Here is a 21,555-nt window from a genome sequence, read left to right as displayed (position 1 = left end):
TTGTAAATAGCTTGTTTTTCTACCTCACGAAAAGAAAAAGACTCCGATTAAGCATACAAACTTAAACGAAGTCTGGCAAATTTTATTATTGTTTATTTTTACATAGATTGTGCATCTGTTTCGTCTACGTGAGTATGTACATCTAGCTCTCTATGCATATTTTCTTGCATAAACGTTAACTCAAATACTTCTTTTAACTTACGAACAGGAATAATTTCAATTCCCTTGATCGTATACAAAAATGGTTGCATATTTTCAGCAGGAATAATGACTTTCTTAGCTCCCGCTTTTTTCGCAGCTTTTATTTTTGCGTATACGCCACCAATAGGCTTTACTTCTCCGTGTATACTTATTTCACCTGTCATCGCTACTTCATTATTTACATACGTGCGGTGCACCGCAGAATATACACCTGTTGCCATAGCGATTCCTGCAGAAGGGCCATCAATTGGGATACCCCCTGGAAAGTTAATATGTATATCGTATCCTTCTGGCAACACATCTAAAGAACGAAGTACTGTTAATACATTATCAACAGAGCCTTTCGCCATACTTTTACGACGAATCGATTTCGTTTGACTACCAATACTTTCTTCTTCCACAATTCCGGTAACATTTACCGATCCTTTATCTTTCGCCGGAATTGCTGTTACTTCAATTTCTAATAACGCACCTGTATTTGGTCCGTATACAGCAAGACCATTTACAAGACCAATCCTTGGAATCGGATAAATGCGCTTTTCATATTTCGGTGTAAGCTGACTTGAGTGAACAACCCACTCTATATCTTCATCCTTAATGAAAGAACGTTCTTCATTTATCGCCATACCCGCAGAGATTTGCACGAGATTAATCGCTTCTCGTCCATTCCTTGCATACATCCCAATCATCTCAATACCATTTTCACCTATTTGCATTTCCACTTTTTCCGCGGCATTTTTCGCTACTTTTTGAATTTCTTCCGTATCTAATTCACGGAAAAATACTTCTAAGCAACGTGACCGAATAGCAGGAGGAATTTCCTCTGGCGAACGTGTCGTTGCTCCAACTAAGCGAAAATCTGCCGGTAAGCCTTTTTGGAAAATATCATGTATATATGTTGGGATCATTGTATTTTCTTCACTATAGTACGCACTTTCTAAAAATACTTTTCGATCTTCTAACACCTTTAACATTTTGTTCATTTGAATCGGATGGAGCTCGCCAATCTCATCAATAAACAAAATACCACCATGTGCATCTGTTACAGCACCTTTTTTCGGTTGCGGAATACCTGCTTGCCCCATCGCCCCAGCACCTTGATAAATCGGATCATGCACCGAACCAATTAAAGGGTCTGCGATACCACGTTCATCAAACCGAGCTGTTGTCGCATCAAGTTCAATAAATGTTGCATTCGTACGAAATGGAGATTTAGGATTTCGTTTCGCTTCTTCTAATACAAGACGTGCTGCCGCTGTTTTCCCAACACCTGGTGGGCCATATATGATTACATGTTGCGGATTCGGACCACAAAGAGCCGCTTTTAACGACTTAATCCCGTCCTCTTGCCCTACAATATCTAAAAAGGTTGTAGGACGCACCTTTTCTGCTAGCGGCTCTGTTAAAGAAATCTCACGCATTTTACGAAGTTGTTCTAATTCTTTTTTCGATTCTCGATCAATTGAAACTTTTTGTGTTCGTTGATTTCGAAGTAAATGCCAGAAATACAATCCGACAATTACACCAAAAACAAGTTGAACAACTAAAAATATATTTGTCCAGCTCATTATTTATTTCCTCCCGCAATATTTTATCTCTTAGTATTTCCGCGGAGGAACGTAGCTAAACATAAAGAAAAACAGCAATTATAAAAATTGCTGTTTCCCTTTCGCATTATGCAGATGTTTTTGTATCAAGTACAGTACCGTCTTGTAACACCAATTTTGGCGGCTCATTATCAGCTACTGTTTCTTTTGTAAGAATACACTTCTCGATATCTTTACGAGATGGAAGTTCGAACATTACATCAAGCATTAAGCCTTCAATAATAGAACGAAGTCCACGAGCACCCGTTTTACGTTCAATTGCTTTTTTCGCAATTTCGATTAGTGCACCTTCTTCAAACTCTAACTCAACATCGTCAAGCTCCAATAGTTTTTGGAATTGCTTAACAAGTGCATTTTTCGGTTTCGTTAAAATATCAACAAGAGCATCTTCATCAAGTGGCTCTAGGTTCGCAATAACTGGAAGACGACCGATAAACTCTGGAATTAAACCAAATCTTAAAAGATCCTCTGGTAATACGTGAGATAAAACATGCTTCTCATTTACATCAGCATTTTTCTTCTCAGAACCAAATCCAATTACTTTTTCACCAAGGCGACGTTTAATAATCGGCTCAATGCCATCAAACGCTCCACCACAAATGAATAAGATGTTCGTTGTATCAATTTGAATAAACTCTTGGTGCGGATGCTTACGACCACCTTGAGGTGGAACGCTTGCTACAGTACCTTCTAAAATTTTCAGAAGTGCCTGTTGCACACCTTCACCAGATACATCACGTGTAATTGATGGATTTTCGGACTTACGTGCCACTTTATCAATCTCATCAATATAAATGATTCCTTTTTCCGCTTTCTCTACATCATAATCAGCTGCTTGAATTAATTTTAGTAAGATATTTTCTACATCTTCACCAACATATCCAGCTTCTGTTAAAGATGTTGCGTCCGCGATTGCAAATGGAACATTTAGAATACGCGCTAACGTTTGTGCAAGTAATGTTTTACCACTACCTGTTGGCCCGATAAGTGCGATATTACTCTTCGCTAATTCTACATCATCAATTTTGCTGTTAGAATTAATGCGTTTGTAATGGTTATATACCGCTACCGCTAGTGCTTTTTTCGCGCTATCTTGCCCGATGACATACTCATCTAAGATTTCACGAATTTCTACCGGTTTCGGTACATCTTTGAATTCTACTTCTTCGTCCTTCGCAAGCTCCTCTTGTACAATTTCAGTACAAAGTTCGATACACTCGTCACAAATGTAAACACCTGGACCTGCCACTAACTTTCGAACTTGCGTTTGTGTTTTACCACAGAAAGAACATTTTAATTGCCCTTTTTCATCATTAAATTTAAACATATTTTCACACCCCTTACAAAGTGCTAACCTCTTGCCTTCGTATGTACACGATAAATGTATCGTATGTAAATACATATTATGTCACTACGTGGCGAGAAATACAAATAATATGACTAGTTATGTACAAATAAAAAATTTTTAAAACTTTTGAAATATGTATATTCGACTTGTAAAGGAACTTTTCCTTCTCCATCGAAAAGTTTTATAAATATATTTCTATATTTATAAAACAAGGCACGATTTTAATCGTGCCTTGTTATTTTATTATGCAGCGTTTTCTACTAAGAAGTCTACAGCTTTACGCACTTTAAGATCTTCAGCTAAAGCGTCTACGCTTCCAAGAGCTTGCTTGATAGCGTCTACTGGCATACCGTACATTTCAGCCATTTTTTCAACTTCTGCAGTTACTTCTTCTTCAGTAACTTCGATGTTTTCAGCTTCAATGATAGCTTCAAGAACAAGATTGATTCTTACACGTTTTTGTGCATCTTCTTTCATTTGCTCTTTTAATTTGTCAGCGTCAGTACCTGTGAATTGGTAGTAAAGCTCAAGGTTCATACCTTGTTGGCTTAAACGTTGCTCGAATTCACGAACCATACGATCTAACTCAGTGTTGATCATAGCTTCTGGAATTTCGATTTCAGCGTTAGCAGCAGCTAATTCTACTACTTCGTCACGTACTTTGTGCTCAGCTTCGTGCTTTTTGCCTTCTTCTAAGTTTGTGCGAAGTTTTGCTTTTAATTCATCAAGAGTTGCAACCGCTTCGTCTGCTTCTTTAGCGAACTCGTCGTTTAACTCAGGAAGTTCTTTTGTTTTGATTTCATGAATTGTTACTTTGAATGTTGCTGGTTTGCCAGCTAATTCAGCAGCATGGTACTCTTCTGGGAATGATACTTCAACGTCTTTAGACTCACCAGATTTAAGACCGATTACTTGCTCTTCGAAACCTGGGATGAATGTACCAGAACCGATTGCTAGAGAGTAGTTTTCGCCTTTTCCGCCTTCAAATGCTTCGCCATCAACGAAACCTTCGAAGTCGATTACAGCTGTATCACCGTTTTCAACAGTTCCTTCTTCTTTAACAACTAGTTCAGCTTGACGCTCTTGTAAAGATTTTAATTCGTTCTCTACATCTTCGTCAGTTACAGTTGTTTCAACTTTTTCTACTGCTAAACCTTTGTACTCACCTAATTTAACTTCAGGTTTCACTGTAACTTTTGCAGTGAAGATAAGGTTAGCATTTTTTTCGAACTTCTCGATGTCGATTTCAGGATGATCAACTGGGAAGATACCAGCTTCTTCAATCGCTTCACCGTATGCTTTTGGTAAAATGATATCTAAAGCATCTTGGTATAAAGATTCAATACCAAAGCGTTGTTCGAATAATGGACGAGGCATTTTTCCTTTACGGAAACCTGGTACGTTAATTGTTTTTACTACTTTTTTGAACGCAGCGTCGATAGAGTTGTTTACTTCTTTAGCATCAACTTCGATTGTTAAAACGCCAACGTTACCTTCTAATTTTTCCCATTTTGTAGACATTTATTCTTTCCCTCCAACTATAATAATGTATGCACATACCTCTATAGATTAAGATCTTCATTATCTCTTTTTTGAAATAACAAATACACAAATAATCCTCTAGCAAAAGCTTTCAGATATAATGTTCCAATCTACTAATTGCCCAGAAGACAACTACGGTATATTTTGTTCGAGAATAATATGAAACATATTAAGTAAGAGAATTACACTTCTCTTCTCTTACAAACAGGCAGTTTTCTGCCTTTTGCAACCCTTACATTATAACATAGAATATGCTCGTTTCAAGAACTGAACGATTCTTTTTCATAATTATACGGGCAAATATCCTTCTCTTTCAACACGTAATAACCATTGATAGGCAATATGAAACTCTTCCAATTCGATATTGTATGCTGCCATAAGCTCTTCTTCATCAATAGCCAATCCGAAACGCTTTCTTCCAATTCTCTCTAAAACAGCTGACCAAATCTCTTCTTTATCCATTAATAGAGCGAATGGGAAAATGCTAATTTGCAATTCTTTCCAATATGTAACCATCGCTTCAAATATATCGGGATAATTTTGCTCTAATCGACTTGATAATTTATGTATAATGTTATTGGATTGCTCCTCATTATGACCTGTAAATGCTGGAATTACCTTAATCGTATTCCCAAACTTTTCTACCTCTATTTCCTCTTCTACCTGACTTTCTATCATTTTATACAAAATAGAAGTTTTCAAATAGGGGTGTTGCTCTTCGTCTATTAAAAATTTCTTTAAAACAGGTAATGCAAGATCTAAGTCTTTTAACGAAAGTCGCTGAATCGCTCTTAGCTTCTGTCCAAAGTTTTCTCCAAAAATTTCATTAGTAAACTCATCCAACTCAAAATTTGAATCCACTAGCGATGCGTCTCCCTCATTTAGCATACCTTCTGCAAATAAAGCAAGCTGCGCTAATTTTTCCTTTTGATCAGGCATTATATCTTTCGTTTGTAAAACCTTTTCAACAGTTTCAATAACACCTTCATAATCATTTGTTTGAACTAAAATAGTCACGTACGTTTCAAGAATATCACCAAATAAGACAACTCCTGTTTTAAGCAACTGTTCACATTTGTCTTTCGCTTCTTCCATACGTTTTAATTCGAGTAAACAAATAACTGAAGCTAATTCCGTTTGTTCCGTTTCCGCATTATACTGACGTAATATTTCAAAGCAGCGCAATGCATCTTCGAACTTCCGCTCTTTCAGCGCTAAAAAACCTTCATCAATATAGCGCTCTGATAGTTGTGGAAACAATACGACCGTATTTTCTTTTTTATCCATACGTCCGCCTCTTTTTCTTGATTTTAATTATGTTCAAAGTAAATATATCAAATGCGTAATGAGAACACAACATCCCAAAACTATTTGTTTGAAATATGAAAATATTTAATTTTTACATTCCAATACAAATAAATCTCTACTAAAAATTAAAATTGTACAAGTAAAAATCCCCAGCAACAAACGCAGAGGATTCATCATTAATGGAAAGCTTTTATAATTGTGGGGTATATTACAAGGGTAATAATTTGGAGAACAATAATTGCCATAACAATCATGCTAAAATAGAAGATTGGTTTACTTCGCTTCATTAAAAACATAATAATAAGCATCGTACAAGCAAACAAACTTAAGAAGAACAAACTTGTTGTCGAACTAAGTATACCACTTGGGACAAAGAACAATAACACTACACTACAAGTACCTATAATTCCAAATAACCATTCCATTCATTCACTCATTCCCTTTCCCTCTCATGGCTGTTTTCTCTAAGCAATCAAATGTTTCACAACATCAACTACATACGTTAATTTCTCATACGCTACAAATCCAAAAGCAACCGTCAAGCCCGTTACAACTAATCCTTTCATCATTTCTGCCTCCTCGTTTTATCGTTGTTATCTTCATTATAAAAGATTAGCAATTTCTTACCATCGAACTACCTTACAGTTACCTTACAGAATTGTAAGATTTCAAAAAGAGATTGAAAAACACCTCATATCGCTTGAGGTGCTTTCACGGAATTTATTTATAATCACTTGCAAAATTAACTTTTTTCTCTTGGTTATTTTTCGGAGAATCCACTCTTAAACTAATAGATTTACTAAATAATTTAGGATCAAAATAATTATTCATTACTTTTCTTAACTTACCTTCAGATATTTTCGTATTACAAGAAAACAAAGGATGAAGATCATGTTAATATATTTTTGTACAATTAAGACTTTAATTTACAAGGGGGATTATATATGTTTAAAAAAATGGCCGCAGATGTATTAGGACTAAGCGATGTAGGTTCTGTTATTACACCTAAAGACTATGATAAGGTCGATGCCGATGATTATGTAATGCATGAAGATGGGGAGAAAATTTACTTTCTAATTAAATCGAAATCAGATGAATATTGCTTCACAAACAAAGGGTTAATTCACTTAGACGGTACAAGCGCAACAAGTAAAAAACGTACACTACGCCGCTTTAGCTATAGTAAATATCAAATTAAAAACGTAGCGCTTGAAACTGCGGGAACGATTGATTTAGATGTAGAAATTAAGTTCCAAATGGGCGATGAACACTATTCAATTGATGTCCATAAAAAACATATTGAAGAATTAAAAGATTTATATAAAGCTTTACTTAAAATCGAAGAAATCTCATACGACAACGATATTACATTGCAGTATGCACATAAAAGTTTAGATATGGCATCTAACGCTTTCAGCCGTATTTCAAACGCACAAGTAAATTTAGCAGAACAGTTTAAAGAAATAAACGAAATCGCTTTTAACTGGCTCGTTGATACGAAGAAACAATATAATGTGAAAGATTATGGTTTTGTATTTGAGAAGTTTATTAACAACTAATTTAAAACAAACAAAAAACCTTGTTATCAAAAGATAACAAGGTTTTCTTGGCGCCCCAGGAGAGATTCGAACTCCCGCTCCGCCCATTTCCGTACTATTTTATATATTTTGATCGCAGTCTTAATATATCTTCTCCTTCGCGAATGCCTGCCGATCCTTTCCTCACATTTTTTACGACAGTCCAATTCGGGTTAGTTTCATCACCGATGTTCTGTACTGTAAAATTGCCATCACCATATTTCCGGTGACCTTCCGCCAATTTCTCCGTTAAATCATTCTCATTTGATCTCGCCATCTTTGCGCCATCTCCCTTTTTTATACGACCTTCTTAAACCATCTAACCAATCACAGGTCCAGTCAATTGGAGATTCTCGTTTTCCGCTTCTATTAATTGTAACACACTACCGGGAATAAGTTCCGATAACTGCTGCTGAATCGTACTAGAATGGTAAAGAGTTTTATAATATTGTAAGTAAACAATTAAGAGAATCTGGATATGGATTTGAGTTCCATCATAAACCTATTGATTCTTTAAATTAAATAAGAGGAATAGGGCGCATAAATGGCGCTCTTTTTATTTAATTTAAAGAAGTACATATGCAACTGCTTAATATCAAAGGAAAGGTCGCAAATATCAAGAATGAACTACACCTATAACCCAAACATCAAATTTTAGACAAACAAAAAACCTTGTTATCAAAAGATAACAAGGTTTTTTTAGCGTCCCAGGAGAGATTCGAACTCCCGAACCAATCTATAAAACTTGCGTCATAATAGCCTATACATTTCAGAAATTGAAACTTTCCAGTTTTCGGTCAAGTGACCTTTTAAAAAAATCTTACCTTATTATATAAACTACCGTCAAGGTAAAACTTTTTCAAGTCCATTCTCCATTCTAGATGATAAAATCCATAATATAAGCCCAAAGGAGTGATTCAATATGAGTAAAAAAAGGAAAGATGTAACTATAAAGGTAACTACAAAGGGAACTTTTAACGGTCAAGCTATGGCTGAACAGATTGCAAATATAGTAAAACGAGACCTCTCAGGCGGTAAAACAGGCAAATCAGAATCTAAGAAGACTTGAAAGACTAATATTTCAGGTGATAACAAAGAATAAAGTCTTTCGAGTCTTCTTTATAAATGTTTTACCTTAAATTAATGTGCGGATTCCTTATGAGCTTCCTTCTCTTCTTCATAAACACCTTCGATTAATCCTTCAATGTATGATGACATCTCGGAGAATGCGTCATCACTCATTAGACCATCTATATGTAGCTTCATTATTTGAGATTGCGCTTCTAGTAACCTTTCTAATGAATGCATTATTTATTCACTCCTGTTTTCCATTCAGATTTTGTAATGATTCCGTCAAGATTATATGTAATTTCTAGTTGGTCATAGCCGTTCCTGTAGATGTGCTTTGTATTCGTCCCATTCGGCTCTGTAGTATCTGTCCATGGAAGGTGACTATCGTCAATCTCACGAAAGCTTGTTCCTTCCTGAGCAACACTCAACATATCTTTGGAAGCCCATCTTTCTAGCTTCGGCTTGATTAATTTTTTATACTCCGCCTGAGCTGATTCAGACCCTAAGGCATTCAGAGCTTTATGAGCCTTTTGCTCTCTAGCCTTGTATTGGGACTCTTTCAGTTCCTTTAAACGTTCATCTACTTGCTCGATTTCTTCAGTTTTTCCCTCTTCAAGCTCAGGCTCATTAGACGCCTTCAGGGTTTTCAACTCAGATTTAAGACTAACATTCTCGTCATGCGCTTCCTGATAGACCTCCTCGGCAAGCTTCCATTTATCTTCCCACTCTTTAATTTCATTTTTAAGGTTTTTTCTATCTAAATTCTGAATGATATTCATTGAGAATAATATACCGATTGCGCCAATAGCAATTTTACGTCCTAAAGGCATTTTCTTTTTAGTCTCGCCTGATTCAATTTTATCTAGTTTCATTTGTCAATTCCTCCAATTTGTGCGTTTAAACCAATTAAGTCAATCAGTCACTTCTAGTATATATGTATGTACATCACATGACCTAACTTGTAAGTTTATACGCCAAGTGCTACAATGTAAACCTTTGCGTACATTAAACTGATGAATCCAGTTGATACGATTAGACCTCGTTTAATTTCTATTTTCGGCATTAATGTATTGCTCCTTCCTAGCTCGGTGACTGGTACTCACTGGGCTGTTTTATTTAATTTTAATTTCCGAAATTACCTAAGAAAGAAAAAGGTTTTACCCTTTAAACCTTCTATCCTCTGAAATTAAAGCTTCCCCATTTAGAGCCATCTTGACTAACTTGTGTAGCTCTTCCTCGCTTACTATCTTAGTTACTCCTTTAAGAGCACTATAGAAACGGTAAACTTTTTGAGCCTCCTTAATGTCTTTCAGGTTCAACTCTTCTTGGATTCGTTCGTAAAACTTCTGAGTAGTTTCATTCATGAAATCACCTCTGTTTCTCTCTTACAAGGACTACTTTACATGATTTCGGAAATTAATTTGAAAAGTTTTCCCTTCTATTCCAGCTTCCTGTCAAAAACATTTGATAAGTCTTCACTAACCGTTAAAGAATCACGTCTTTTAGACATAAAAAAATAAGCCTCCTAACTCGATGTTGACCGCACACTGTACGTTTCAACTTTCGAATTAAAAGACTTATTTGACGGGGTTTACTACCCGATTGTTAGCGTCCCAGGAGAGATTCGAACTCCCGACCGTACGCTTAGAAGGCGTATGCTCTATCCGGCTGAGCTACTGGGACATGGAGCGGGTGAAGAGAATCGAACTCTCGACCAGAGCTTGGAAGGCTCTTGTTTTACCACTAAACTACACCCGCATATGTTATTTTCTTTTCTTCGTTAGCGCCGTTGCCCTATCGACAATATTTATTATATGTATAACCACACATAAAGTCAACACCTTTTTTAAAAGAGGATAAATTTTCTTATCCTCTTTTAAAAACTGCTTGTTCAACTAGTTGTCCGTCTAACGTTTCAAAACGAACTTCCATTTGATTTTCATCCATTTCTAATAAAGCAAATGTCTTTTCTACACGCTGACGTGGTAATAAAATACTGCCTGGATTAATAAATAAAACGCCCTCGATTAATTCCGCACCTAATACGTGAGAATGTCCAAAGCATGCAACTTGCGCTCCCACTTCTTCAGCATGGTACGCTAGCGTTTGTAATGTCATTTTCACATTATGGCGATGTCCATGCACAACTAAGAAGCGAATTCCATCTATATCAGTTACAATTTCATCTTGAAAGTTAGCATAATCACAGTTTCCTTTTACAACACGGAAACCTTGCAGTTCTTCATGAGCAGGCGTTAGCTCTGAATCACCGCAATGAATCATGATATTTACTTTCCCTTCATACTTCTCTTTCAACTGCTGTAATTCCTTCACAGAGCTATGACTATCACTTACGATTAAAGCTTTCATCATTCTCTCTCCCTTATTCTCCTAAAAACCATTCCGGGATTTTTTCTTCTAATTTACGAAGAGCACGGCCACGATGGCTAATAGCATTTTTCTCATCTGAACTTAGTTCCGCCATCGCTTTTTTATATTCTTCCACATAAAAAATCGGATCATATCCAAAGCCGTTTTCCCCGCGGCGTTGTTCTAAAATAAATCCTTCACATGTCCCGTTTACAATGACAGGCTTTTTATCACCTTCAGGGAAAGCAACTGCTAATGCACAATAGAAACGAGCTTTACGCTTTTCAAACGCTACTTCATTTAATTCTTGTAACACTTTATCAATATTCGCTTGATCATCTTTTGGCTCTCCAGCAAAACGAGCTGAATACACGCCTGGTTTCCCGTTTAACGCATCTACAATAAGACCTGAATCATCCGCAATTACAATTGCATTCAACTGTCTACTCAAACTATCCGCTTTTAAGATCGCATTTTCTTCAAATGTTTCACCAGTTTCTTCGACTTCTTCAATATGAGGAAAATCGTGTAATGATTTCACTTCTAAATCAAATCGCTCAAATAACTCAGCAAACTCACGTACTTTCCCCACATTTTTTGTCGCTACAACAACTTGTTTCATACTTTCCACCTCTACTCTATATGAGATACGATGTCACCTAAAGCTTCTTTTTGCATATCAATCAGTTGGAAAATGCCTTGTTCTGCTGCATCAAGTAGTTCATTTAACTGCGCTCTACTAAACGTCGCTTCTTCTCCAGTTCCTTGCACTTCAACGAACTGACCTTTTCCAGTCATAATTACATTCATATCAACGTCTGCTTTAGAATCTTCTGCATAGTTTAAATCTAAAACAACACCTTGCTCTTCAACAATTCCTACTGATGTTGCTGCTAAATAATCTTTTACTGGAATTTTAGATACTTTTTCTGCTTGTAATAATTTCTCGAAAGCTAATACCATCGCTACATATGCACCTGTAATAGAAGCTGTTCTCGTTCCACCATCTGCTTGGATGACATCACAGTCAATCCAAACTGTTCTCTCGCCAAGCGCTTCTAAATCAACTACCGCACGTAATGCTCGTCCTATTAAGCGCTGGATTTCCATTGTACGTCCTGTTACTTTCCCTTTGCTTGACTCCCTAATTGTACGTTGTTCTGTCGCACGTGGAATCATCGCATATTCAGCTGTTACCCAGCCCTTTCCTTCTCCACGCATAAATGGCGGGACACGCTCTTCAATTGTCGCTGAGCAAATTACCTTTGTATCCCCAACCTCAATTAACACTGATCCTTCTGGATGTTTTAAATAATTCGTATGAATATGTATATGGCGTAATTCTGTTTTCTCTCTACCATCTACTCGCATAAAAATAACCTCCTCATAACTACTTGTTAGTATAGCCAAATTTAAATGTATGATATGTATACAATAAAAGAAGAGGAACCCAAAAAGCAATTCCTCTTTCTTACTTAAGTATATCAAATTATTGACGATTAAAAACTACCTGTATTCACGTTTTCTGGACGATCTACAGGTTTTATTAACTTTCCGCCCTTTTCATCTATAAGATTTGCTTTTCCATTCACTTCAATAGAAATATTTTTCACACCTTTCTTTTCTGTTAAAGATAAAACTAACGACTTCAATACGTAATTTGAGATCATATTTTTATCTGGGTTTACAAATATATTTTCATTAAAGTTTAATGTAAGATTTCCGTCTTGTAATTTCGGATTCGTAATAAGCTTAACGCCTGGATTAAAATCATTCAGGAGCGATTGATGGATCGGACCTTTTACAAGTTCATCTATAATGGTTGCATAGTCATTTTCTTTACCTTCTGCAACGCGGCGTGTGACTGGTACGTAGTATTGCTGTTTATTATTATTTTGCGCCATAAAATACAGTGTGACTGGTTTTGTATTTGTTACATCTGTTACTTGTTCATCATCGAAGTTAATACCATTTGCACGGCTCACTCCTTCACCAAGCGGTGTACCACCAACAGGCATTTTTGCCAATTTCTCACCATTTATTTGGAACTGCACTTGTTTTATCTCTGTAAATTGCGTCAACGTCCAAGCTATAGATTCAACGATTTGACGCTCTTCTTCTTTCGCATAGTTTTTCATTTCTTTAGAGAAATCAATAACTGCCGTTCCGTCCTTTTTCAAATCTAAGGTCATTGTTGTATTCGCCGGAATGACTGCACGAAACCCATTTGGTAATAAATTCGTTACCGGTCCATCTTTCACAAGGTATTCTAACGTTTGCTTCACAGTCTCATTCGCTTTCGGAGTAGGTATAGCTAACGTTTGTGGTACAACATAACCATTTTTATCAACAAGGTATAGTTCTCTATTTACCATTTGCCCTTGCTTATCTTTTTTAGCTACTTCTTTCTTCCCACCCTCTGTATACGTAACTTGTTTTGGCGGATCAATTTGTTCAGTTGCTTTCTCTTGATTTATAAAGCCACACCCTGTTAGTAAAACAGCGCTCACAGTAGCACCAACAACCCATTTAAAAGTGGATTTAGGCATGCCATTCCCCCCTAAAATCTAAGTTTGTACTATTATGTATACGAGCTGTTTCACGTTTTAGAACAAGCTGTGCCTCTTATAAATTGAAACTTTAATCAGCAGGGGTCTTACTACCCAGCAAATAGCAAGATAAAACAAAAGCTCCTGATTTCTCAGGAGCTCACTTATATAAATTCTACTATTATTCTTTTTCTAAATGAATATGCTTCACATTTTCAATCGGTTGACCAAACCATTTTGATGCAATTTCTTTAAACAAGCCTATTTTTCCTGTTGTTAAGAAGAGATGATCGCTTTGTTCTTCTCCTTCATTCAACATTTTACTATGATATAAGATTGTACTTACTTCACGTGCTGTTTCATCACCAGAACTAATTAGTTGCACTTTATCTCCCATTACTTTTTTAATAACAGGTCCTAAAATCGGATAATGTGTACAACCTAATATAAGTGTATCAATATCGGTACTTTTCAGTGGTTGCAGCGTTTCTCTTACAACTTCATACGCCATTTCACTTTCGAAATTCCCACTCTCTACAAGTTCAACGAAAGGTGGACAAGCTAAACTTTCTACCATAACACGGTTATTAATAGACTTTAACGCCTCTTCGTATGCACCACTTTTCACCGTTCCAATCGTTCCAATAATCCCAACGTGATACGTGTTTGTCACTTTTAAAGCTGTACGTGATCCTGGGTGAATAACTCCTACTACTGGAATTGGTAATTGTTTTTGCATCTCTTCTAATACAACTGCAGTTGCTGTATTACACGCAATAACTAACATTTTAATATTTAAATCTAGTAAATGCTCCGTCATTTCCCACGTAAATTGACGTACTTCTTCTCGAGAACGTGGACCATAAGGACAACGTGCTGTATCTCCTAAATATATGATACGCTCTTTCGGCAACTGACGAATTAATTCCTTCGCTACTGTTAAACCGCCAACTCCTGAATCGATAACACCGATTGCTCTATTCAACTTCATCACCCGTTTTCTCATTCATCATCTTTTATGTTTATCATTATATTTTACACACTTTAAGTTCGCTCACTTCAAATGCTTCTGTATGAAAATTTTCATTTGCCCATGTATAGACTAGGACCTTTTTTATTTTGCTCCTTTTTTTCGTAATTTGCAAGATAGAAAAATAACCGACCTTCTATAAGAAAGTCGGTTTCTTCTATATAAAGTGCATATTCATTGCTCCATCTTTTTTTGAAAAGAAGACATTCCCATTAATAAGAAGAAATGAGCAGAAATTAAAATGACGATAATTTATTTACAGCCCTTTTTATAGCCTTACCTATTTCCACGCTAGACTGTGGATTTTGTCCTGTAATTAAATGACCATCTACTACTACATGTGGCGTAAAATTGGGGGCTACATAAAACAAAGCTCCTTCTTCTTTCAACTTACTTTCTAGCAAAAACGGAACGCGCTTTTCTAAATGTACAGCTCTTTCTTCATCGTTTGTATAACCTGTTATACGCTTACCCGCAACAAAAAACGAGCCATCCTGATTTTTCACACCGACTAAGGAGCTTACTCCGTGACAAACAGCCGCTACAATCCGGTTATTGTTATACATATTCTCAATCAAATTTACTACATATGGATTACCTGGAAAATCTACAATCGCCCCGTGCCCACCACCAAATAAAACCGCATCATAATCCGGAAAATGAACATTTGAAATCGGCCTCGTATTTTGCAATAAAGAAGCTACATGCTTGAATTCGCGAGGTATACCATTCGGAATAGACACTCTATCTATAGGTACTCTCCCACCTTTTATTGACACAATATCAACATCAAACTTAGCCTTTTTAAATACATGATAAGGAGCTGCGAGCTCTTCCAGCCACAAACCAGTCGGGTGTCCATTCATATCATGAGCACTTGTTGAAACTAACAGTATCCTTTTCAACATATCCCCTCCTTATTACCTATTTATGTATGGAGTGTTCTTATCATTCATATAGCAAGTGAAGCAAACAAAAAATAGCCGACTTTTATATAAAAGTCGGCTGCTTTCTTATAATTCGAGCTCTCCCATACGAAGAAGCTCCACAACTGCTTGTGAACGTCCTTTAACCCCTAGCTTTTGCATTGCGTTTGAGATATGGTTGCGAACTGTCTTTTCACTTATAAAAAGTTCACCTGCAATTTCCTTCGTTGTTTTATCTTGAACCAGCAATTCAAATACTTCTCTCTCTCTCTTTGTGAGTAAAGGTTTAGATTGATACGCTTTTTCCTTCAACTGGTATAACCCTCCTTGCTTAAGCCAGAGCTGTGTATGTGTAAGTTGGGTGTTTATTTAGTCAAGATATTGTATGAACGAAATGTGCAGGTGGTGAATAAAAATGGGCTTTATTTCCTATGTTATTTTAGACTTTTATACAGTGCGTACACTCTTTTTATCCACTTACTTTCCAACGCGCCATATTTGTTCTAGCAATATACTTACAACCGTACCTACAAATAAACCATTACCGAATATATATTGCATAATAGACGGCAAGGATTGGAGTGCTCCAGACGGTAAAAACATTACGCCGCTGCCAAATAATACTGCAACGCCTAAGATCGTTACATTCCTTTCACTCATCGGCACTTGTTTTATATTATTAAATCCAATTCCAATTAACTGTACGAACGAAGCCATTAAAACAGCCGATGCAACAGCTGATGGTAAAGATGCTAAGTAACGAATAATACTTGGAAAAAGAGACATTACGACTAGTAATGCACATGCCATTAAGAACGATCGTATATACTTTTGTTTTGTTAAACGTATAAATCCTGCCGTTGCTGGTAACGGAACGACACCTACAGTTGAAAATACAGAAGAGATGAGATGTGAAATCCCCCCAACCCATGTTCCATCTTTCAACTGTTTTTGTTCAATAGTCGCTTTATGAATAGTTGCTTGATTAATTGCTATAATAGCTGCCACCGTATTCGAAACTAAAATACATACCATAACGAAACTTGATACAGCCATACCTGTATTCCATTTTGGAAGTCCCCAAGCAAATATATGTGGAAGTTGCACAAAATGAGTTACTTGAGATGGGATTGTCACTTTTCCTGCAATGAGAAAAATAATCCACCCACTAATTAATCCTATTAAAACTGCATAACTTTTGACAAAGCCTTTTCCAAAATTAGATAGTATAATAACGAACAGAAATATACTAAACGCGATCATTGCTGTAAATCCGTCGATTTGAGAAATAGTAGCTGTAATTCCTAACATTCCTTTTAAAAATACACCACTTAATTGTAAACATAATAAAAGTAAAAACGTCCCTGTCACAAGCGGCGTAAATAAAAATAAAATACGTCCTATAAAACCAGTTACTCCTAATCCTATTAAAATAACACCGGAGATTATCATTCCTAATTCTAAAATTTGCAGTGTACTATGTAATTGATCCTGTCCGGCCGTTGCATAAGCAAGTACGGTAAATACACCAACCCAAGATCCAGCCGGCCCATCCGCAATTGGCAGTCTATGCCCAAGCCACCCTTGTAAAAAAGAAGATATACCAACTACAAAAAACGTACGCTGCATTAAATAAAATATTTCTTCCGTCGTAAGATGAAATAATCCGCCAACGACAATTGGTAGTGCGATTGAATTTGCTAATAAAAATATAAACCATTGCAAAGTTCCCATAATATGATTTTGGTTATGTTGATTGTCCAATTTTTTCATCCCTTCTAGCTTTCCTATAAAAATATATTGTAAGAATAAAAAAGAAGAGTTCTATACTCACCATTAGAACCCTCCTCAAAATATTTAAACGATTCTTCTACACAAGATTATTTAATTCCACCTCATTTAAACTTCCAACAACAATATTTCCTTTATACACGACTAAACGTTTTTCTGTTTGACGCGCTACTGCTTCAGCAGCGCATGTCGCATTCGTCAAAACAAAGCTCGCTTCATCCCCTACATTCGGCCATACTCGCTTCCCTTCATTATTTAACGTTTCTTTTCCTCCTGTAATAAAGCGGAGTGCTTTTCCTAAAGACCTTTCGTCACTCCACCCAAAACGCTCTGCTAATCGATTCGCCTTTTGAAGCATATCACCTGTTCCAAACGGTGACCAATGATCTGTAATGCTATCATTGCCTAATGCAACTTTAACACCTTTTTTATCTAATAACGGAATTGGGATTACTTGTTTACCAATTGGCACTGTTGAAGTAATATCAATATTTACATTTGCGAGTCTTTCTGCCACTTCTTCAGCCTCTTTATCAGTAACACCACCAAGTCCAAGTGCATGACTAATCGTTACACGGCCTTGCCATCCTGCTTCTTCTGTTAAACTTGCCAATCTCTTCATCGTAAACGTTCCAAGATTATTCGCATCGTGCAAATGAATATCAACATCCGCATTAAATTCTACTGCGATATCCATAATTGTATGTAATGACTTTTCAATGTCATTATCTACTGTAGCTGGATCTACTCCTCCGACTAGATGAGCACCCATACGCATCGCATCTTTCACGAGTTGCACAGAATCACTGCGCAATAATCCATGTTGCGGAAACGCAACAATTCTACTAGACACTCGATTTTTATATGTTTCTAATGCCGCTAACGTCGCCTCCAGATTACCAAGCCCAATAATCGGATCGACATTACAATGCGTTCTAATATTCGTTGCACCATTTTGCAGTAGTAACTCTAGCATATTTTCCGCTCTATTTCGGGCAGTCGCTAATTGCTTTGGTAAAATTTTTTCTTCTTCATTAAAACGTGTAAAAATACTTTCTGCTGGCATACAAGCTTTCCATGGGCCACTATAATATGTTTTATCAATGTGAATGTGCATCTCTTTGAAAGCTGGCAACATTAATAAGTTCTTAGCATCAAAAGTTACTATATCTTCCTCTTGAACAATCCCTTTTATAATTTTTTTAATTCGACCATCTTCAATAAGTAAACTGCATAATTCTGTTTCTGTTTGTGAAATTCTCTCTTCTTCATATGTATATCCTGATTCAAGCATTACGTTAGTCAACCAATATACTGTCATCTCTATTTCCCCACCCTTTATTAAAAATCACCTCATAACTACAAGTTTAATATCCACTGAAAATTAAGACAATTAATACGATCACTTCTCACAAAAAAATGTAATACAACCCCATAGTCTTCTCATAAATTTCCATATAGAATAAAAGTATGCAGTTTGATATAAAAAGGAGTTGATTGGAATATGTCAAAAAAGTTATGTAAATCCGAAACTGATAAAATGCTATTTGGTATATGTGGTGGTTTAGGAGAATATTTTGATATTAGCTCTACTCTTATTCGTATCATTTGGGTTATTGCTGTTTTATGTTTTGGGACAGGATTTTTAGTTTATTTCATTTGTTTATTACTTATGCCACGTTCGTACTAACGGCATTATTTCACATACTTAAGAAGAGCAAATCACCTATAGAATCCTATAGGTGATTTTTTCATGAAGAATATTTCATCGTTAAATGTAATACCGCCACTTCTTCTTCTTCATTTTTATAAATATGCTTCTTATTCGCTTCAAATTGAATGGAATCAAACTCATTTAATTCGTATACATCATTCTCCACTTGAATAGACACTTTCCCTTTCATTACCGTTACAAGCTCAATCGCACCTTCATGATGAGCTTCTGGCTCATATATACTATTTGATCGTAAACAAGCACGGTGCATTTCCATCCCTGTTTCTTTCGTATAACGGAACATCGTTTCTAAATGCCACGCTTGTCCTTCATCTACTGCAAATCCTTCTCCACAGCGCGCAACAGCTACAGGTTCTCCAACAACCATTAATCTGGATAAAGGAATTGATAACCCTTTCGTTATTTTCCAAATGACAGCTAGTGTCGGATTTGTTTCCCCTCTTTCGATCTTTCCTAATGTTAATTTACTAACTCCTGTTTTATGGGCTAATTCTTCTAAACTTAATTTCTGTTCATTTCGAATTTGTCTCAATAACTGTCCAACTTGTTGAATGACTTCTTTCGTTTGCATATCTTCATTTTCTTTCATATATAAAACCACCTTAAAATATAAAATAGTTTACTTTTAATGAATAAAAGTATATCATACTATACATAATTATTTATTTCCAAAAGGAGTGCTATACTTCATGCGCGCAATTTTATTAGGTCTTTTATCATCGGCCTTTTTTTCTGCAACCTTTATTATTAATAGAGCAATGAATGTATCTGGAACGAGCTGGGCTTGGACAGCTTCCTTCCGTTTTTTATTTGCTCTTCCTATTTTATTCCTTATCGTTTTATTTCGCAAAAACTTTAGGGGATTATGGGAAGAGTTAAAAAAACATCCATTGGCATGGATCGGATGGGGTTCTGTTGCCGGTATTGGTTTTTATTCTTTATTAAGTTTCGCAGCTGTCTTTTCTCCAGCTTGGCTCGTTGCTGGAACTTGGCAAGTTACGATTTTAGCTGGTTTACTACTATCACCACTATTTTTCGTGAAAATAGAAACAAAATCAGGTACGAAACTTGTACGTGGAAAAATTCCACTTCGTAGCTTATATGTTGCATTATTTATTTTACTTGGTGTAATTTGTATGCAAGCAACTGCCGCAGGCCATATTACAATGACTCAGTTCATTTCAGGTTTTTTACCTGTCGTATTAGCCGCTTTCTTATATCCGTTCGGTAACCGAAAAATGATGGAGCTTGTTGGTGGACGCCTTGATACGTTCCAACGTGTATTAGGAATGGCAATTGGAAGTCTTCCTATAACAATTTTGCTTGGTATATACGGATTTTCTACTACTGGCATTCCAACATCCAACCAAATGCTTCAAGGATTTTTGTTAGCATTATGTTCCGGCGTTATTGCAACGATGACATTTTTCTTTGCTACTGACTTAGCAAAAGATAACCTCGCTCTACTTGGAGCTGTTGAAGCAACACAAGCTGGAACGATGGTCTTTACCGTACTTGGAGAAATCATTTTCTTAAATGGTTCACTCCCTGGAGGACTTTCTCTCATCGGAATGATTATTATCATGTTAGGAATGGTTGCAAATAGTATTTTAAACCGTTCTGTTCCAGTCGTTAAACAGAAAAAATCAGCATAAAAAAAGGGTATGGTTCTATAGAGATGAACCATACTCTTTTTTATTGTCCCCCTATTTCGCCTTATCAGAATAGTATTTCATTGGCTGCTTATACTAAAACTTATGTTATAATACGTTTCATGCGCATTAATAGGAGGTAAATTATGTTAAAAAAAGCAATCGCTGAATTTATTGGTACATTTGTACTTGTATTATTCGGAACTGGAGTAGCTGTCACTGGCGGCGGAATTGAAGGAATTGGAACATTAGGAATCGCTATGGCTTTCGGCTTATCTATTGTAGCTATGGCATATAGCATCGGAACAATTTCTGGATGTCACATTAACCCAGCAGTATCAGTAGCTATGTTCATCAACAAACGAATGAACGCTATGGAACTTTGTTATTATGTATTAGCTCAAATTTTAGGTGGTTTATTAGGAACTGCAACGTTAGTAACAATTTTAAAATCTGCTAAAACACCTTTAGATAATTTAGGACAAAATGGTTTCGGAACTCTTGGTTTATCTGGAGCATTTTTAGTTGAGTTCATTTTAACTTTCGTATTTATTTTAGTTATCGTTGCTGTAACAGGTAAAAAAGGAAGTTCTTCTTTAGCTGGACTAGTAATTGGTTTCACATTAGTTTTAATTCACTTATTAGGAATTCCGTTAACTGGAACATCTGTTAACCCAGCTCGTAGTATCGCACCAGCTTTATTTGTTGGTGGAGAAGCACTTTCTCAACTATGGGTATTCATCGTAGCACCAATTCTTGGTGGTATCTTCGCAGCTATCGTAGGTAAATTCATTTTAAATACTGAAAAATAGAATTTTCAATATTTCTGAATAAAAAAAGGCGAGCCC

Annotated in this window: 24 protein-coding genes, 2 tRNA genes and 1 pseudogene; 6 read left to right on the top strand and 21 right to left on the bottom strand. The window is 36.2% G+C overall.

Annotated elements, in window-relative coordinates:
* Window positions 1-98 precede the first annotated feature (98 nt).
* The 5 genes from lonB to ACK1U5_RS17200 all read right to left on the bottom strand — a co-directional run bounded on the left by lonB (window position 99) and on the right by ACK1U5_RS17200 (window position 6,431).
* The gene (lonB, locus tag ACK1U5_RS17220; RefSeq protein ID WP_000119179.1) at window positions 99-1,769 is read right to left on the bottom strand and encodes an ATP-dependent protease LonB; all 1,671 of its coding nucleotides are present in this window, start codon (window positions 1,767-1,769) and stop codon (window positions 99-101) included.
* Between the two features lie 106 nt (window positions 1,770-1,875).
* The gene (gene clpX / locus ACK1U5_RS17215; protein ID WP_000472289.1) at window positions 1,876-3,135 is read right to left on the bottom strand and encodes an ATP-dependent protease ATP-binding subunit ClpX; all 1,260 of its coding nucleotides are present in this window, start codon (window positions 3,133-3,135) and stop codon (window positions 1,876-1,878) included.
* 264 nt (window positions 3,136-3,399) lie between these two features.
* The gene (gene tig / locus ACK1U5_RS17210) at window positions 3,400-4,677 is read right to left on the bottom strand and encodes a trigger factor (protein WP_000105215.1); all 1,278 of its coding nucleotides are present in this window, start codon (window positions 4,675-4,677) and stop codon (window positions 3,400-3,402) included.
* A 309-nt stretch (window positions 4,678-4,986) separates the two neighbouring features.
* Window positions 4,987-5,985, bottom strand: coding sequence for a hypothetical protein (locus ACK1U5_RS17205; RefSeq protein ID WP_000358274.1), 999 nt, complete (start codon window positions 5,983-5,985; stop codon window positions 4,987-4,989).
* A gap of 197 nt (window positions 5,986-6,182) precedes the next feature.
* Complete coding sequence (locus tag ACK1U5_RS17200) at window positions 6,183-6,431, bottom strand: hypothetical protein (RefSeq protein WP_001983650.1); 249 nt, start codon at window positions 6,429-6,431, stop codon at window positions 6,183-6,185.
* Between the two features lie 519 nt (window positions 6,432-6,950).
* Between ACK1U5_RS17200 and ACK1U5_RS17195 the strand changes: the two genes are divergently transcribed.
* Entirely contained in the window at window positions 6,951-7,565 is a 615-nt protein-coding gene (locus tag ACK1U5_RS17195) for a PH domain-containing protein (protein ID WP_000473867.1), read from the top strand.
* 94 nt (window positions 7,566-7,659) lie between these two features.
* On the opposite strand, the gene ACK1U5_RS17190 is transcribed toward ACK1U5_RS17195, so the two are convergent.
* Complete coding sequence (locus tag ACK1U5_RS17190; protein ID WP_000124460.1) at window positions 7,660-7,860, bottom strand: hypothetical protein; 201 nt, start codon at window positions 7,858-7,860, stop codon at window positions 7,660-7,662.
* A gap of 152 nt (window positions 7,861-8,012) precedes the next feature.
* On the opposite strand from ACK1U5_RS17190, the pseudogene ACK1U5_RS17185 reads away from it, so the two are divergent.
* Window positions 8,013-8,105, top strand: a pseudogene (locus ACK1U5_RS17185) (DUF6572 domain-containing protein); the annotation flags it as partial.
* Between the two features lie 400 nt (window positions 8,106-8,505).
* Window positions 8,506-8,652, top strand: a complete 147-nt coding sequence (locus tag ACK1U5_RS17180) for a hypothetical protein (protein WP_000039131.1) — start codon at window positions 8,506-8,508, stop codon at window positions 8,650-8,652.
* Window positions 8,653-8,723: 71 nt separating this feature from the next.
* Here ACK1U5_RS17180 and ACK1U5_RS17175 read toward each other — a convergent pair whose 3' ends face one another.
* The 14 genes from ACK1U5_RS17175 to ACK1U5_RS17110 form a co-directional block, all read right to left on the bottom strand.
* Window positions 8,724-8,891, bottom strand: coding sequence for a hypothetical protein (locus ACK1U5_RS17175; protein WP_176526194.1), 168 nt, complete (start codon window positions 8,889-8,891; stop codon window positions 8,724-8,726).
* Window positions 8,891-9,526 carry a hypothetical protein gene (locus ACK1U5_RS17170; protein ID WP_000762584.1) on the bottom strand — a complete coding sequence of 212 codons (636 nt, stop codon included), beginning with the start codon at window positions 9,524-9,526 and terminating at the stop codon, window positions 8,891-8,893. The genes ACK1U5_RS17175 and ACK1U5_RS17170 overlap by 1 nt, the downstream gene beginning before the upstream one ends.
* Window positions 9,527-9,811: 285 nt before the next feature.
* Window positions 9,812-10,018, bottom strand: coding sequence for a hypothetical protein (locus ACK1U5_RS17165; RefSeq protein WP_001006388.1), 207 nt, complete (start codon window positions 10,016-10,018; stop codon window positions 9,812-9,814).
* Between the two features lie 245 nt (window positions 10,019-10,263).
* Window positions 10,264-10,337 (bottom strand) — tRNA-Arg (locus ACK1U5_RS17160).
* Window position 10,338: 1 nt separating this feature from the next.
* Window positions 10,339-10,412, bottom strand: a tRNA-Gly gene (locus ACK1U5_RS17155).
* Between the two features lie 108 nt (window positions 10,413-10,520).
* The gene (locus tag ACK1U5_RS17150) at window positions 10,521-11,024 is read right to left on the bottom strand and encodes a metallophosphoesterase (RefSeq protein ID WP_050964667.1); all 504 of its coding nucleotides are present in this window, start codon (window positions 11,022-11,024) and stop codon (window positions 10,521-10,523) included.
* Between the two features lie 13 nt (window positions 11,025-11,037).
* The gene (locus ACK1U5_RS17145; RefSeq protein ID WP_069605004.1) at window positions 11,038-11,646 is read right to left on the bottom strand and encodes an XTP/dITP diphosphatase; all 609 of its coding nucleotides are present in this window, start codon (window positions 11,644-11,646) and stop codon (window positions 11,038-11,040) included.
* Window positions 11,647-11,657: 11 nt separating this feature from the next.
* Complete coding sequence (gene rph / locus ACK1U5_RS17140) at window positions 11,658-12,395, bottom strand: ribonuclease PH (protein ID WP_001261765.1); 738 nt, start codon at window positions 12,393-12,395, stop codon at window positions 11,658-11,660.
* A gap of 128 nt (window positions 12,396-12,523) precedes the next feature.
* Window positions 12,524-13,573 (bottom strand): spore germination protein GerM, encoded by a 1,050-nt coding sequence (gene gerM, locus ACK1U5_RS17135; protein ID WP_001126750.1) that lies wholly within the window; start codon window positions 13,571-13,573, stop codon window positions 12,524-12,526.
* Between the two features lie 181 nt (window positions 13,574-13,754).
* A complete protein-coding gene (gene racE, locus ACK1U5_RS17130; protein ID WP_000774005.1) occupies window positions 13,755-14,564 on the bottom strand; it encodes a glutamate racemase in 810 nt (269 codons plus the stop codon).
* Between the two features lie 275 nt (window positions 14,565-14,839).
* Complete coding sequence (locus tag ACK1U5_RS17125) at window positions 14,840-15,511, bottom strand: type 1 glutamine amidotransferase domain-containing protein (protein ID WP_069605003.1); 672 nt, start codon at window positions 15,509-15,511, stop codon at window positions 14,840-14,842.
* Window positions 15,512-15,616: 105 nt separating this feature from the next.
* On the bottom strand, window positions 15,617-15,841 hold the full coding sequence (gerE, locus tag ACK1U5_RS17120; RefSeq protein WP_000659484.1) for a spore germination transcription factor GerE: 225 nt from the start codon (window positions 15,839-15,841) through the stop codon (window positions 15,617-15,619).
* A gap of 165 nt (window positions 15,842-16,006) precedes the next feature.
* On the bottom strand, window positions 16,007-17,302 hold the full coding sequence (locus tag ACK1U5_RS17115) for a purine/pyrimidine permease (protein WP_002062437.1): 1,296 nt from the start codon (window positions 17,300-17,302) through the stop codon (window positions 16,007-16,009).
* A 97-nt stretch (window positions 17,303-17,399) separates the two neighbouring features.
* The gene (locus ACK1U5_RS17110) at window positions 17,400-18,641 is read right to left on the bottom strand and encodes an amidohydrolase family protein (RefSeq protein WP_000219569.1); all 1,242 of its coding nucleotides are present in this window, start codon (window positions 18,639-18,641) and stop codon (window positions 17,400-17,402) included.
* A 183-nt stretch (window positions 18,642-18,824) separates the two neighbouring features.
* On the opposite strand from ACK1U5_RS17110, the gene ACK1U5_RS17105 reads away from it, so the two are divergent.
* Entirely contained in the window at window positions 18,825-19,010 is a 186-nt protein-coding gene (locus ACK1U5_RS17105; protein ID WP_000038411.1) for a PspC domain-containing protein, read from the top strand.
* Window positions 19,011-19,071: 61 nt separating this feature from the next.
* Here ACK1U5_RS17105 and ACK1U5_RS17100 read toward each other — a convergent pair whose 3' ends face one another.
* On the bottom strand, window positions 19,072-19,644 hold the full coding sequence (locus tag ACK1U5_RS17100; protein WP_000661924.1) for a helix-turn-helix domain-containing protein: 573 nt from the start codon (window positions 19,642-19,644) through the stop codon (window positions 19,072-19,074).
* Window positions 19,645-19,744: 100 nt separating this feature from the next.
* Between ACK1U5_RS17100 and ACK1U5_RS17095 the strand changes: the two genes are divergently transcribed.
* Window positions 19,745-20,710: a DMT family transporter gene (locus ACK1U5_RS17095; protein ID WP_001201630.1), complete on the top strand. Its 966-nt coding sequence runs from the start codon at window positions 19,745-19,747 to the stop codon at window positions 20,708-20,710.
* 143 nt (window positions 20,711-20,853) lie between these two features.
* A complete protein-coding gene (locus ACK1U5_RS17090) occupies window positions 20,854-21,519 on the top strand; it encodes an aquaporin (RefSeq protein WP_000913213.1) in 666 nt (221 codons plus the stop codon).
* The last annotated feature ends 36 nt before the right edge of the window (window positions 21,520-21,555 follow it).

The organism is Bacillus sp. XB1 (assembly GCF_053557995.1).
Note: the sequence above shows the minus strand (reverse complement) of the source record. Positions and strands in the feature narration are given on the sequence as shown.

What these genes read in the sequence shown, in the direction of transcription:
- ACK1U5_RS17190 (WP_000124460.1), bottom strand. Translation starts at nt 7,860, where the DNA reads ATGGCGAGATCAAATGAGAATGATTTAACGGAGAAATTGGCGGAAGGT.
- tig (WP_000105215.1), bottom strand. Translation starts at nt 4,677, where the DNA reads ATGTCTACAAAATGGGAAAAATTAGAAGGTAACGTTGGCGTTTTAACA.
- rph (WP_001261765.1), bottom strand. Translation starts at nt 12,395, where the DNA reads ATGCGAGTAGATGGTAGAGAGAAAACAGAATTACGCCATATACATATT.
- ACK1U5_RS17095 (WP_001201630.1), top strand. Translation starts at nt 19,745, where the DNA reads ATGCGCGCAATTTTATTAGGTCTTTTATCATCGGCCTTTTTTTCTGCA.
- ACK1U5_RS17180 (WP_000039131.1), top strand. Translation starts at nt 8,506, where the DNA reads ATGAGTAAAAAAAGGAAAGATGTAACTATAAAGGTAACTACAAAGGGA.
- ACK1U5_RS17165 (WP_001006388.1), bottom strand. Translation starts at nt 10,018, where the DNA reads ATGAATGAAACTACTCAGAAGTTTTACGAACGAATCCAAGAAGAGTTG.
- ACK1U5_RS17115 (WP_002062437.1), bottom strand. Translation starts at nt 17,302, where the DNA reads ATGAAAAAATTGGACAATCAACATAACCAAAATCATATTATGGGAACT.
- ACK1U5_RS17195 (WP_000473867.1), top strand. Translation starts at nt 6,951, where the DNA reads ATGTTTAAAAAAATGGCCGCAGATGTATTAGGACTAAGCGATGTAGGT.
- ACK1U5_RS17205 (WP_000358274.1), bottom strand. Translation starts at nt 5,985, where the DNA reads ATGGATAAAAAAGAAAATACGGTCGTATTGTTTCCACAACTATCAGAG.
- ACK1U5_RS17125 (WP_069605003.1), bottom strand. Translation starts at nt 15,511, where the DNA reads ATGTTGAAAAGGATACTGTTAGTTTCAACAAGTGCTCATGATATGAAT.
- racE (WP_000774005.1), bottom strand. Translation starts at nt 14,564, where the DNA reads ATGAAGTTGAATAGAGCAATCGGTGTTATCGATTCAGGAGTTGGCGGT.
- ACK1U5_RS17110 (WP_000219569.1), bottom strand. Translation starts at nt 18,641, where the DNA reads ATGACAGTATATTGGTTGACTAACGTAATGCTTGAATCAGGATATACA.
- gerM (WP_001126750.1), bottom strand. Translation starts at nt 13,573, where the DNA reads ATGCCTAAATCCACTTTTAAATGGGTTGTTGGTGCTACTGTGAGCGCT.
- ACK1U5_RS17175 (WP_176526194.1), bottom strand. Translation starts at nt 8,891, where the DNA reads ATGCATTCATTAGAAAGGTTACTAGAAGCGCAATCTCAAATAATGAAG.
- ACK1U5_RS17105 (WP_000038411.1), top strand. Translation starts at nt 18,825, where the DNA reads ATGTCAAAAAAGTTATGTAAATCCGAAACTGATAAAATGCTATTTGGT.
- ACK1U5_RS17090 (WP_000913213.1), top strand. Translation starts at nt 20,854, where the DNA reads ATGTTAAAAAAAGCAATCGCTGAATTTATTGGTACATTTGTACTTGTA.
- ACK1U5_RS17170 (WP_000762584.1), bottom strand. Translation starts at nt 9,526, where the DNA reads ATGAAACTAGATAAAATTGAATCAGGCGAGACTAAAAAGAAAATGCCT.
- clpX (WP_000472289.1), bottom strand. Translation starts at nt 3,135, where the DNA reads ATGTTTAAATTTAATGATGAAAAAGGGCAATTAAAATGTTCTTTCTGT.
- lonB (WP_000119179.1), bottom strand. Translation starts at nt 1,769, where the DNA reads ATGAGCTGGACAAATATATTTTTAGTTGTTCAACTTGTTTTTGGTGTA.
- ACK1U5_RS17200 (WP_001983650.1), bottom strand. Translation starts at nt 6,431, where the DNA reads ATGGAATGGTTATTTGGAATTATAGGTACTTGTAGTGTAGTGTTATTG.
- ACK1U5_RS17150 (WP_050964667.1), bottom strand. Translation starts at nt 11,024, where the DNA reads ATGAAAGCTTTAATCGTAAGTGATAGTCATAGCTCTGTGAAGGAATTA.
- ACK1U5_RS17145 (WP_069605004.1), bottom strand. Translation starts at nt 11,646, where the DNA reads ATGAAACAAGTTGTTGTAGCGACAAAAAATGTGGGGAAAGTACGTGAG.
- ACK1U5_RS17100 (WP_000661924.1), bottom strand. Translation starts at nt 19,644, where the DNA reads ATGAAAGAAAATGAAGATATGCAAACGAAAGAAGTCATTCAACAAGTT.